General features: G+C 33.0%; 12 protein-coding genes. 6 read left to right on the forward strand and 6 right to left on the reverse strand.

Translation table 11 applies throughout. From position 1 onward, the window contains the following. Positions 1-9: 9 nt before the first annotated feature. From ABJ955_RS12105 to ABJ955_RS12120, 4 genes are all read right to left on the reverse strand, one after another. Positions 10-1,239: a DUF3999 family protein gene (locus tag ABJ955_RS12105; protein WP_347374891.1), complete on the reverse strand. Its 1,230-nt coding sequence runs from the start codon at positions 1,237-1,239 to the stop codon at positions 10-12. Next, positions 1,223-3,577 (reverse strand): DUF2339 domain-containing protein, encoded by a 2,355-nt coding sequence (locus tag ABJ955_RS12110; RefSeq protein ID WP_347374892.1) that lies wholly within the window; start codon positions 3,575-3,577, stop codon positions 1,223-1,225. The genes ABJ955_RS12105 and ABJ955_RS12110 overlap by 17 nt, the downstream gene beginning before the upstream one ends. A 213-nt stretch (positions 3,578-3,790) precedes the next feature. After that, entirely contained in the window at positions 3,791-4,186 is a 396-nt protein-coding gene (locus tag ABJ955_RS12115) for a PUR family DNA/RNA-binding protein (protein ID WP_347374893.1), read from the reverse strand. Between the two features lie 68 nt (positions 4,187-4,254). After that, on the reverse strand, positions 4,255-6,012 hold the full coding sequence (locus ABJ955_RS12120) for an ABC transporter ATP-binding protein (protein WP_347374894.1): 1,758 nt from the start codon (positions 6,010-6,012) through the stop codon (positions 4,255-4,257). A 119-nt stretch (positions 6,013-6,131) separates the two neighbouring features. On the opposite strand from ABJ955_RS12120, the gene ABJ955_RS12125 reads away from it, so the two are divergent. The 4 genes from ABJ955_RS12125 to yajC all read left to right on the forward strand — a co-directional run bounded on the left by ABJ955_RS12125 (position 6,132) and on the right by yajC (position 9,115). Beyond that, the gene (locus ABJ955_RS12125; RefSeq protein ID WP_347374895.1) at positions 6,132-7,229 is read left to right on the forward strand and encodes a Glu/Leu/Phe/Val dehydrogenase dimerization domain-containing protein; all 1,098 of its coding nucleotides are present in this window, start codon (positions 6,132-6,134) and stop codon (positions 7,227-7,229) included. An 88-nt stretch (positions 7,230-7,317) separates the two neighbouring features. Beyond that, positions 7,318-8,262: a transcription antitermination factor NusB gene (gene nusB, locus ABJ955_RS12130; RefSeq protein ID WP_347374896.1), complete on the forward strand. Its 945-nt coding sequence runs from the start codon at positions 7,318-7,320 to the stop codon at positions 8,260-8,262. Positions 8,263-8,317: 55 nt separating this feature from the next. Then, a complete protein-coding gene (locus ABJ955_RS12135) occupies positions 8,318-8,797 on the forward strand; it encodes a DUF1573 domain-containing protein (protein ID WP_347374897.1) in 480 nt (159 codons plus the stop codon). A 27-nt stretch (positions 8,798-8,824) separates the two neighbouring features. Further along, entirely contained in the window at positions 8,825-9,115 is a 291-nt protein-coding gene (gene yajC / locus ABJ955_RS12140) for a preprotein translocase subunit YajC (protein WP_347374898.1), read from the forward strand. Between the two features lie 97 nt (positions 9,116-9,212). Here the strand turns inward: yajC and ABJ955_RS12145 are convergent, their stop codons facing one another. Both ABJ955_RS12145 and pepT read right to left on the reverse strand, forming a co-directional pair. Then, complete coding sequence (locus tag ABJ955_RS12145; RefSeq protein WP_347374899.1) at positions 9,213-9,785, reverse strand: hypothetical protein; 573 nt, start codon at positions 9,783-9,785, stop codon at positions 9,213-9,215. Positions 9,786-9,795: 10 nt separating this feature from the next. Beyond that, on the reverse strand, positions 9,796-11,055 hold the full coding sequence (pepT, locus tag ABJ955_RS12150; protein WP_347374900.1) for a peptidase T: 1,260 nt from the start codon (positions 11,053-11,055) through the stop codon (positions 9,796-9,798). Positions 11,056-11,140: 85 nt separating this feature from the next. Here pepT and ABJ955_RS12155 point away from each other — a divergent pair, with 85 nt between their 5' ends. Both ABJ955_RS12155 and ABJ955_RS12160 read left to right on the forward strand, forming a co-directional pair. Next, positions 11,141-12,175, forward strand: coding sequence for a quinone-dependent dihydroorotate dehydrogenase (locus tag ABJ955_RS12155; protein ID WP_347374901.1), 1,035 nt, complete (start codon positions 11,141-11,143; stop codon positions 12,173-12,175). Beyond that, positions 12,172-12,786 carry a LysE family translocator gene (locus ABJ955_RS12160; RefSeq protein WP_347374902.1) on the forward strand — a complete coding sequence of 205 codons (615 nt, stop codon included), beginning with the start codon at positions 12,172-12,174 and terminating at the stop codon, positions 12,784-12,786. Before ABJ955_RS12155 ends, ABJ955_RS12160 begins: the two co-directional genes overlap by 4 nt. Positions 12,787-12,830: the final 44 nt, after the last annotated feature.

Below are 12,830 nucleotides of genomic sequence, written 5' to 3' on the forward strand. Positions count from 1 at the left end.
TATTTTTAGTTACTTTTTACGAATCATATTAATAGTAACCCATCCCAAAAGTGTGATTATTACAAGCATAATCACCCAAAGCCAAAGCTTGTTTTCAAAAAGTGGCGAAGGTTTTTCAACTTCTTTTTTGCTAATTATTTTTTCTTCTGAAAGATTGACAGTAGAAATATTTAAAGGGATGTTTTCAGGAAACTTTGAAATATCATAGATTGGTTTTTTGGCTTTAGGGTTTCCATAAGCTAAAAAATAGGTTGCGGGTTCAACAAAACGAGCAACCAGCTTATGTGCATATCCTTTAGCAATTACCCCTTCAATTTTTAATGGACGATTGTCATGATTTTCAATTTCTATGCTAAGTTTTTTAGTTATTGTGCTATAAAAATGAAGATCGTTATTTTCAAAAGAACTTAAAGTGCTCTTTGTTATAGCGTTAAAGTTATATTTCCATCCTTTTTCGGTTTTAATGCTATCTGCCAAATACTTTATAGTTACGGGACGATAGTAATCTATAGAGTCTTTAATTTTTAATGAAATCAAGCTTATGGGTAGCGACTCTGAAAAATTGATGTCAACAATAGTTTTCTTTAATTCTTTATCTTCTGTTATTAAAAAGCTTTTAGCAGGATATTTTTTGTAAACAGGTGTTTCAAAGCTACTTAATTGTGTTTCTGCAGTAATTAACTCAGGTTTTTTATCAGCTTTAACTTGAAGGCGTAGGTAACGATATTTTACTGGTGGGAATTTTAAATTCGTAAACTGATAATCAGTTTGGTTATTTTTTATGGAAAGGATTCTATAATTTTCAACTGTTGAAAACCATTCATTATTATCTTGACTTCCTTCTAAATTTACCAACCAATTAAAGTTTTGTTGTTTAAAATTCAAATGAATTTCATTGATTGTTTTTTCAAATGGGATTTCAAAAGTGAAAAAATACGTGTTTGCTTTCTTTGAAGTATTAATCAAATTGAAAGCTATGTTTTTTTCAGTTTGTTTTTCAGAAGCAATTCTTAATAAATAAGGTGCTTCAATAGTGTCGGTTTCGGTTATGCCATAAATTCTGAAATCATTCAAATTATTAGAAACTTTTTCAAAAACACCATTAGGCAAATCAATAGAATGCCAGGTTTCTGAAATATTATTTATTTCTCGCGAATAGTTATAGGTGTCCAACTGTGCGAATGCCATTTCCGCTACAAAAAACGCTGTAAAAAGCACTACTTTATTCTTCCAAATCATTGGTTATTTTTGATTTAAACTTGTTGTATAAAAATGAAATTATTAAAAGAAGCACACCTAAGCTAACAAAAACAATGGTTTTTGAAATAGTATTTAAATGTGAAATATCATACAGAAAAAGCTTTAAAAGTGTAAACCCAAAAAGAACAATCGCCATAATTCGTAGGAAAGCTATGCGTTTCCATATTCCTATAACAATTAATAAGAGTGCATAAAGCCCCCAAAGTATACTTAAACCTAATTTATAAGATTGGGTTGACCCAGCCAAATCCATCCACGATATGAGTTCAGTGCTTAAAATTGCGAGTATAATAAGGTGTCGTAAAACCGTAAAAGGTGTATTGAGTTTGTTTTTCATAACCCCAGATTTCACAGAAAGTAAACCAGCAAAAACTAGGGCTAAGACACTAATAATAGCAATATAACGTATTAATATATTGAATACGCTTCGGTTGTAATATTCAGACCATGTATTGTCTATATATGTTTGTCTTAAATTAGTTAAGGTAACAATTCCTTCAGTGAAAAAAAGTAGGAAAGCAAATGCGCTTACTACAATTAAAACATAGCCTAAAATTTCGTTTTTAAGTTTTTTAATGTTTAAAAATGAAAGAATTGCAAGGAACATAAGGCTATAAACATATATCCAAATGATTCGGAAATATCGATAATCTTCATTTGTATAATAATTGGTGTAGGAATTATTTAGTTCGTTTATTTCAATTGTGGACACATTGTATTTTAAATTCCAATATTCAGTAATTTCAATTCTAAAGCAATTATAAAGTACAAATAGAAATATTGCAGGAATACCAATTGAAATAAGTTTATAAATCAAGTTCCCTTTTGTGAACGGAGAAACATACTTTTCATTTCTAAAAAAATGAATAATAAATCCAAACGCACTAAGAAATAAAATACTTGTTAAAAAGCGAAGATTAAAAATAGGAGTGAACGTAATTTCTTCACCCAAATAATTAAAATGCGAATAAAACATCCAATCTTGTACAAGGCTAATAAATGCAAGCCCCATTAAAATATAGGATAGCTTTTCATAAACTGAAACCATTTTTGTTCTTCCAATCCAGAAAAGCACTGCTGCTTCACCAGCCCAAATAATAGTCACCCAATTGCCATCCAACTGAACAGGAACAGCCAGTGTAAGAAATACTAAAACCATTCCTGCAATTAGGTAAAAGAGGTTTTTGTCTGCAAGTTTCTGTTTGTAGATTAAAAAAGTAACTCCAAAATGAACTAATGCATTTAGTAATGTGAAAATACCTAATAATGCTTCGCCCGAATTATGATTTGAAAGCAGGGCGTAACCGATGCCATAAAAAATAAAAGAATTCGCTAGGAGAAGTATAATATTACCGATATTAAATATTTCTTTTTTGATTAATTTATACGCTAGAAATGTGCAATAAAAAACAATAAAAAAGACTGTTAAGAAAAGAAATGCGAGTGAAAAATTTTCTGGAATGTAAGAGAAAAAATGCCACGATAAATAGATTATCCATGTTAAAAGAAATGAAGAATAATAGATAGACTTCCAGTATTTTTTAATAGAAATAAAAAGGATTCCAATATTAATAATGGTGATGTATGTAAATAATATTTCTATCCTTCCAGAATTGTTGCTTAGTAAAAAAGGAACAGCGTACGCCCCAACCAAACCAAGATGGGCAATAATGGCAAGATTGTAATTTAAGGCAGCCACAACTGTAAAGACAGTGAAAACTACCATTAATAAAAAAGCAAAAGTTTGGGGTATTAAATCATAAAAAGAATAGGCGGCAAAAGTAATAAAATACATAACTACCATTGCTCCACTGATTAAAACAGCGCTAAAACTTTTGTACTTCTCTTTAAGTTTTAAACCAAAACCAAGCAAGCCTAAGCCCATAACATACCCTAATATTATTCGGGTTAATGGACTTATAAGTTCGTTTTCTATAGAATATTTTGCGCCAATAGCAACACCAATTATGGTAATGAGAATTCCAATTTTATTAATAAGGTTTTCCCCAATAAACTTTTCAAGATCCGATTTTTGTTTAGCGGTATATTTTGGAGTAGAAGTAGTAGGTTGTGGTTTTTTTCTTATTGTTGTTATAGGTGTAATCTCTAGTTTGGTTGTATCTTTTTGTTTTGGTAAAACCGGTTGGCTCTCGATTTTATGTTCGGGTTTATTGGAAATTACTTTATTGGCTTCACTATTTAATGTCTGTATTTGATCTTTTATTTCCCATATTTCTCTCGAAAACAGCTCTTGTTTTTTAAGTAACAGTTCCAATTTTTCATTAAGAAATTTTAAATTTTCCGAGTTGTATTGCATACATATAAGTTAAAATAAGTAAAACTTTTAGCAATTAAAGATATGGAAATTAATTTCGTATTTAATACATATAGCTTATTGAACTATTCAACCTACTTGCGTTTTTATAGAAGGAATAAAAGAAAGGATTTTGGGCTTCGTTTAGCTTATGAAATAAGAAAACCGGCAGCGGTTTGTACCGTGCCGGTTTTAAAAAATTTTAAAGACGAATCATTATATATCGTCAAATTCTATATCTGTAAAGTTACTTGTGTCCGTATCTATTTTTTCGGAAGCAACTTGAGCTGCTACTGGCGCTTCATCTGTTTCTTTTTTGTAATCTTTTTGGTGGCGTTCGCTTATTACTTCTTCGCCTTTTTCATCGATTACGTAATTTATCATTTCTTCTAAGGTATCCTTAAACTCGTTGAAGTCTTCCTTATAAAGATAAATTTTGTGTTTTTTGTAATGGTATGAACCATCATCATTTGTAAACTTCTTACTTTCAGTAATAGTTAGGTAAAAATCTCCTGCTTTAGTGGACCTTACATCAAAAAAATACGTACGTCTTCCTGCGCGCATTACTTTTGAAAATATTTCCTCTTGCTCCATCGTATATTGGTCGCTCATAATTTTTTGTTTGTTTGCTTACGTTTTGCCAAAAATCTAAAAAAAATCCAAACCAGCCAAAGTAAAATTTACATTTCTTTTTCCAAAAGCTGTTTTGCGTACAATTCCTTATAATATCCGTCTGAATTTACTAATTCGTTATGTGTTCCTTGTTGGATTATTTTTCCTTCGTCTAGAACGATGATTTTAGTGGCATTTTTTGCTGAAGAAATACGATGACTCACAATAATCGTGGTTTTTTCTTTCGAAATTTCATTGAGGTTTTGAAGTATTTCTTCTTCAGTTTCAGTATCAACAGCCGAAAGACAATCGTCAAACAATAAAATTTGCGGATCTTTAATAATCGCGCGTGCAATAGAAACACGCTGTTTTTGTCCGCCACTTAAAGTAATGCCACGTTCTCCTAAAACAGTGTCGTAGCCTTTATTAAAACCTATAATATTTTGATGTACTGCAGCTTTTTTTGCGGCTTCAATAACTTCTTCTTCGGTAGCATTTTCTTTTCCAAAACGAATGTTATTGCGAAGCGAATCACTAAACAGAAAGGCGTCTTGAGGAACATACCCGATACTATCGCGTAGGTTGTTAAGATTAACACTTCTGATTGGGGCATTATCAATTTTCAGCATTCCTTGATCCACATCGTAAAGTCTTCCTATTAATTCAAGAATGGTCGATTTTCCGGAACCTGTATTACCAATAATAGCGAGTGTTTCTCCAGGTTTAACTGTAAAAGAAACATCGTTAAGCGCTGTAATTCCAGTGTCTGGATAGGTGAAAGTAAGCTTGTTAAATTCAATATTTCCTAAAACTGGAGTTTTTTCTTCTACTAAATTTTGAATAGAAGGCTCTGTTTTTAAAAACTCATTAATTCTTTTCTGTGAAGCTTCGGCTTGTTGTACCATTGAAGTTACCCAACCTACAACGGCAACGGGCCACGTTAGCATGTTTACATATATTAGAAATTCAACAATAGTCCCAAATTCTTCAATTTGACCATTTATATATCTGGTTCCGCCAATATAAATTACTAAAATGTTACTAACTCCAATTAAAAGCATCATTAAAGGAAAAAATAATGCCTGTATTTTTGCAAGATCGATGTTTTTAATTTTGCTTTCTTCAGCAAGTTCTTCAAAATTTGAATTGGTTCGCGCTTCAATTCCGTAGGCTTTAATTACTGCAATACCACTAAAACTTTCCTGTGTAAACGTGGTTAATTTTGAAAGGTATTGTTGCACAATAGTTGTTTTCTGATTAATTAGAACACTCAATTTATAAATTGCAACAGATAGAATAGGTAAGGGGGCAATTGCATAGAGCGTCAATATAGGTGCTTTGTAAAACATATAACTTACCACCACCACAAAAAGGGTAATGGTTGTAATGCTATACATTAACGCTGGCCCCACATACATTCGCACTTTTGAAACGTCTTCACTAATGCGGTTCATTAAATCTCCGGTTCGGTTTTGCTTATAAAAACCTAAGGAAAGCTTTTGGTAATGTTCAAAAATTTCGTTTTTAAGATCGTATTCTACATAGCGAGAAACTACAATAAAGGTTTGTCGCATCATAAAAGTAAAGAGTGCAGACAGTAAGGCGGCGCCTAAAAGAAGTAGGATATTAAGGAGTAATTCGTGTTTTACAAACCCAAGATCGGTAATCGTGCCGTTTAAATACTCTTTTACAACAGTTACGGAAGCCCCTACTTTCATTGGGACTACCAGTTTGAAAGCTGTAGCAATGATGGTTATAAACACGCCTAGAAGCAAACGCCCTCTATATTTTATAAAATATTTGTTTAGAAACCTTAATTCTTTCATTATGAAGAAAACAATAATTTAAAAATTCTTAATTTAACAAACGATATTTTGTGATATTGACAACAAAAAGTTACTTTTGCACCGCCTTTTTAGGGGGTCAATAAAATAATTAAAAAGCTATGGTAACTGAGGTAATCAATTCAAACGAACTTCATAAAATAGACCCGGTTTTCGGGCAAATGTCTTTTGACAATCACGAGCAAATCGTTTTTTGTAATGACAAAGATACTGGTTTAAAAGCAATAATTGGTATCCATAATACTGTTTTGGGGCCAGCTTTAGGCGGTACTAGAATGTGGAATTACACCAACGAATGGGAAGCATTAAACGATGTGCTTCGTCTTTCAAGAGGGATGACGTATAAAAGTGCAATCACAGGTTTAAACCTTGGTGGTGGAAAAGCAGTGTTGATTGGCGATGCTAAAACTCAAAAAACGCCTGAACTTATGTTGCGTTTTGGAGAATTTGTACATTCATTAGGCGGAAAATATATTACAGCCGAAGATGTAGGAATGGCAACTTCAGATATGGACTTGGTACGAACAGTGACGCCCTATGTAACTGGTATTTCAGAATCTAAAGGTGGCGCAGGAAATCCTTCGCCAATTACCGCATACGGTGTGTTTATGGGGATGAAAGCAGCTGCTAAATATGCCTTCGGAACAGATATTCTGGAAGATAAAGTGGTATACGTTCAAGGAATTGGAAATGTAGGAGAAGCCTTGGTAGAAAACCTAAGTAACGAAGGAGCAAAGGTTTATATTTCTGATATTAACCAAGCCCGTTTGGAAGAAGTGCGCGATAAGTATAGCGTTCAGATTTATGAAGGAAAAAATATATATGCTGAAAAAATGGACATCTATGCACCTTGTGCTTTGGGTGCAACAGTTAATGATGTTACTATTAATCAACTAAACGCAAAGGTGATTGCCGGTGCAGCGAATAATCAATTGGCAGAAGAAATTAAACACGGGCAAATGCTTCGTGAAAAAGGAATTGTTTACGCGCCAGACTTTTTAATAAATGCTGGTGGAATTATAAATGTGTATGCAGAATTAGAAAATTATGACCGCAAGGAAATAATTCGTAAGACAGAAAATATTTATAATACCACGCTAGAGATTTTAAAAAACGCTGAAATAAATAATATTACAACACATCAAGCAGCTTTTAATATTGCGCAAGCAAGAATTGATGCAAGAAAAAACGAAAAATAGTTTTCAGTTTTCCTAAAACACTATCTTTGCAACGCACAAGAGATTTCTTGTGCGTTGTTTCTTTAAAATAGTTCTTTCAAAAACAAATATGCTTACAAGAAGACATATCAGAGTAAAAGTTTTACAATCCATTTACGCTTATAACCAGCGTGAAAATCCGAATATAAATTCGCAAGAAAAATTTTTACATCACAGTATCGACCAGATGTTGGATCTGTATTTATTAATGCTACAATTATTAGTTGCATTACAACACCAAGCAGAAAGTTTTCTTTCACGCTCTCAAAAGAAACATTTAGCCACTGCATTAGAGAAAAATCCTTCCCGCATTTTTGTGGACAATAAATTATTAAACCTTATAGCTTCAAACACAACGTTTATTGATATAATTGAAAAGAAAAAACTCGATTATTGGCAGCTAGACGGCGAGTATGTAAATATTATTTTCAATGAGTTACGTCAGTTAGATTGGTACCAGCAATACCTTTTAAAAAGTGAAACAACATTTAAAGACGACAAGGATTTTGTATTAAAGCTCTATAAAGAAGTGATTGCTCCTAATGAGAAGCTGTATGAGTATTTGGAAGACAAACGCCTAACATGGCTTGATGATTTTCCAATTGTAAATACGGCAATCGTTAAAATGTTGAGTAAACTTTCGGAAAAAAACGCTTCTTCGCTTTTAGTTCCAGCATTGTATAAAAACGATGAAGATCGTGAGTATGCAATACAACTTTTTAGAAAAGTAGTGTTGAATGAGTCTAAACTCAATGCGCAGATAGAAGGGAAGACACCCAATTGGGATCAAGAACGTATTGCAGATATCGATTTAATTATATTGAAAATGGGAATTGCTGAGTTTTTATACTTCCCATCCATTCCGGTGCGCGCAACTATTAATGAATATTTGGAAGTTTCAAAAGAGTATTCCACTCCAAAAAGTAGCATTTTCGTCAATGGAATTTTAGATAAAATTGTTAAGGAATATACCGAAAGTGGTGATCTTAATAAAATTGGGCGTGGGCTTCAATAAAAGTAAAAAAATCCCTATTTTTGGCGTGCTAAAAAACATAAAAAATTTAATTATCATGAAAAAATCAGTTTTAATAGTTGCAATTCTATCTGTATTTGCCTTTTCTTCTTGTAAAGAAAACGCAGCAGACAAAGTAAGTGAAGAAAATGTTGCCACTGCAGCAGACCGTGATGCAGACTCAGGAAAGTTTCCTGTAATCACTTTTGAAGAAAATCAATTTGACTTCGGAACAATCGAACAAGGAACTAATGTGGAGCACGTTTTTAAATTTAAAAATGATGGGGAAGCACCTTTAATGATTGTAAATGCAAAAAGTAGCTGTGGTTGTACAATCCCAGAATATACTAAAGATCCGATTGCACCAGGTGATTCAGGTGAAATGTTAGTGAAATTTAATGGAAGTGGACAAAATCAAGTTAGTAAAACTGTAACACTTACTACAAATACGAAAGCTGGAACAGAAACTTTAATGATTAAAGCTTTTGTAACCCCTAAAGAAGGTGCGGCACCAATAAAAACTCCAACATCTAAATAATTAAAATTTAGGTTACTAAAAAGTACTATGGAACAAATACAAAGTTTTTTACCTATAATATTATTGTTTTTGGTGATGTATCTATTTTTGATACGCCCACAAATGAAAAAAGCAAAACAGGAAAAACAGTTTGCCGCGCAACTTAAAAAAGGCGATAAAGTAATTACCAATGGCGGAATGCACGGGAAAGTTTTAGAGCTAAATGACGACGGAACTTGCATTATTGAATGCGGGGCTGGAAAAATAAAGTTTGAACGCGCTGCTATTTCTATGGAAAGAACAGCAAAACTAAACGCTCCTGTAAAAGAAAAGAAATAATAATTGTTCCTTTTTTAAATTTAAAAACTCCCTCACTATTTTTATAGTTGCGGGAGTTTTTTTTATATTAATTAAAGCTATTCTAAACGATTCGGTTTTAAAATCTATATCCAACTAAAATTCCACCTCTAAAATACGCTTCCGGAGCATAATCTGTTCCCAAAAGATAGCGCCCTCCACCTGCGCTAATTTCAAATATAAAGCCGTTATTGCTCACCCATTTTTGACCAAGAGATAAACCTATGCCGGTTTCAAACCAGTTTTCATTGGTTGTGCCTTCTAAATGTATTTCTGTAATTGGATTATAACTGTAATAATAATCTTCATATTCTCCAGCTGCAATTTGTATGCTTCCTTCAACGAAAAAACCTCTTGCTCCATATTCTTTTTTATTTAAAAAATACTGGCGATAATAAGGTGTAAAAGCAAAATTCTGACCGTAGCCTTCAATCGATTCATCACTCAAATTAAAGCTTATTGCAGCACCCGCTCCTGAATATTTACTAATAATAAATTCATAGTTTATCTCAATAGTTGTAAAAGCTAAAGCCTCGAGCGCATCAATTCTAAGTTCGTGTTTGCCAAGGGTATTGTATTCTTTATTTTCAGACTCTTGAGAATATCCAATTAAGGATGCTCCCATTAAAAATGCACATACAATGTTTTTCATAACGAATTATTTAATTACTATTCTCAGTATTAAAAGTTGTTTGGCCAGTAATTTTGGTAATATTTACAATCACCTCGACAGCTTTAAGCATGCTTTCTACAGGCACATATTCATACCTCCCATGAAAATTGTGTCCGCCAGCAAATATATTTGGGCAAGGTAAGCCCATAAAACTTAACTGAGAACCGTCTGTTCCTCCACGAATTGGCTTTATTAAAGGCTCAATATTTGCTTGTTCCATTGCTTGTTTTGCAATTTTTACAATATGCATTACGGGTTCAATTTTTTCACGCATATTAAAGTATTGATCTGTAATTTCAACGGTCACTACTTCCATTTCAAACTGATCATTTAGCTCATTAGCTAATTTTTGGATCATTTCTTTTCGCGCTTCAAAGTGTGTTTTATTATGATCGCGAATAATGTATTGTAGTTTTGTTTCATCAACAGTTCCCGTAATATTATGTAAGTGAAAAAATCCTTCACGACCTTCGGTATGTTCAGGAGTTTCAAGTCTTGGCAAAGAATTTATATAGTCTGTTGCAATGTACATGCTATTAACCATTTTTCCCTTTGCATATCCAGGATGTACAATTTTTCCTTTAACTGTAACTACTGCTCCAGCTGCATTAAAATTTTCATATTCTAATTCCCCCACTTGGCTTCCATCCATAGTATATGCCCAGTCAGCACCAAATTTTTCAACATCAAACTTATGTGCGCCACGACCAATTTCTTCATCTGGAGTGAAACCTACGCGGATTTTTCCGTGTTTAATTTCTGGATGATTAACTAGGTATTCCATAGCCGAAACTATTTCAGTAATCCCAGCTTTATCATCAGCGCCCAAAAGTGTTGTGCCATCGGTGGTGATGAGTGTTTGGCCTTTATAAAGCAATAAATCTTCAAAATAATCTGGAGAAAGGATGATGTTTTTTTCTTCATTTAGCACAATATCTTTTCCGTTGTAGTTTGCTACAATTTGTGGCTTTACGTTTGCTCCCGTAAAATCAGGAGAGGTGTCAAAATGTGAAATAAAACCAATAACTGGAACTTCATGCGATACATTTGAAGGTAAAGTAGCCATTATATAGGCGTTTTCATCAATAGTAACGTCTTCCAATCCTATCTGTTTAAGCTCTTCCGCTAATTTATTAGCAAGATTCCATTGCTTTTTAGTGCTTGGAGTTGTGTCGCTGTTTGGGTCACTTTCAGTGTCTATAGTAACATAACTGGTAAAGCGATCAATAATGTGTTGTTTTTCTATCATAACATTTCTTTTACAATGCAAAATAAAGCATATTCAAAATAACAAATACATAGTTTAGTGTATTTTTGCAACACATTTTTCAACTATGTATAAAAATATTATTCGTCCCATTTTTTTTAGTTTTGATCCTGAAAAAATTCATCATTTTACATTTTCCTTAATTCGTTTTTTTAATAAAATAGGTTTTGGAGCTGTTTTTCGAAGCATTTATAAAATTGAAAACCCAAAGCTGGAACGGGAACTTTTTGGCTTAAAATTTCCAAACCCAGTTGGACTGGCCGCAGGTTTTGATAAAGATGCAAAGCTCTATAAAGAACTTTCAAATTTAGGTTTTGGCTTTATTGAAATAGGAACCGTTACCCCAAAACCACAACCCGGAAACGACAAGCCGCGCTTATTTCGCTTAAAAGAAGATGCTGCTATTATAAACCGTATGGGGTTTAATAATGGTGGTGTAGTAGAAGCGGTTGAACGGTTAAAGTTAAACAACAATTTAGAACAGCGTAAAAGGGTTTTAATAGGTGGGAATATTGGGAAAAATAAAATAACACCAAACGAAGAAGCTGTAAACGATTACCTTATTTGTTTTGAAGCGCTTTTTGATTATGTGGATTATTTTGTGGTAAACGTTAGCTCGCCAAACACTCCAAATCTTCGGGCATTACAAGAAAAAAAGCCATTAACTGATTTGTTACAGACGCTTCAGGATAAAAATAATTTAAAAGAAAAACGAAAGCCTATTCTTTTAAAAATCGCTCCAGATTTAACCGATGAACAACTTTTAGATATTATTGAAATCGTTGCTGACACTAAAATTGACGGTGTTATTGCTACTAATACCACGATTTCGCGGGAAGGAATTACTTCAGAAAACAAAAAAGAAATGGGCGGTTTAAGCGGAAAACCATTATCTAAAAGAGCTACAGATGTAATTCGATTTCTTTCTGAAAAAAGCAATAAATCTTTTCCAATTATCGGCGTTGGCGGAATCCACACTACCGAAGATGCACTAGAAAAACTAGCTGCAGGCGCAAGTTTGGTACAACTTTACACGGGTTTTATTTATGAAGGTCCGGGTTTGATAACGCAAATTAATAAGGCTGTTTTAAAACAAAAATGATAGAAACCTTACTATCTTTTTCTATTGCAACGCTCGCCCTTGCCATTTCTCCTGGGCCCGACAATATTTATGTACTCACACAGTCTTTGGTAAACGGCACCAAAAGTGGGATTGCAACAACCGCAGGATTAATTAGCGGTTGTATTGTACATACGTCACTTTTAGCATTTGGTATTTCAGCAATTATTACTGCTTCTGATGAAATTTTTTATGGAATAAAAGTTTTGGGAGCTTGCTATTTATTGTATTTAGCATATAAAGTTTATAGCAGCGATGAAAATATTAACCTAACCGAAAACGCTCCAAAAAAATCATACCCTCAGCTTTTTAAAACGGGCGTTATCATGAATTTGGTAAACCCGAAGGTCATGATTTTCTTCCTAGCTTTTTTTCCAGGTTTTCTTTGGGATAAAGAAGGAAATACTATTTTTCAGTTTTATACATTGGGAATAATCTTTATGATTGTTTCCTTTATAACCTTTAGTAGTATTGCTGTTGCAGCTGGACGAATTTCAAGCTTGCTAAAAGAATGGCGTAGTATGGGTTTTGTTCTGAAATGGTTGCAAATTGTAGTCTTTGTAGGAATTGCTATTTTTATTGTGGTACCGTAATTTCTTAATTCTTTTTTAAAGATGAAGGATTCAAACCTTCAAAA

The sequence above is a fragment of the Aequorivita sp. Q41 genome (assembly GCF_039831855.1).
In the GTDB taxonomy this organism is placed as follows: domain Bacteria; phylum Bacteroidota; class Bacteroidia; order Flavobacteriales; family Flavobacteriaceae; genus Aequorivita.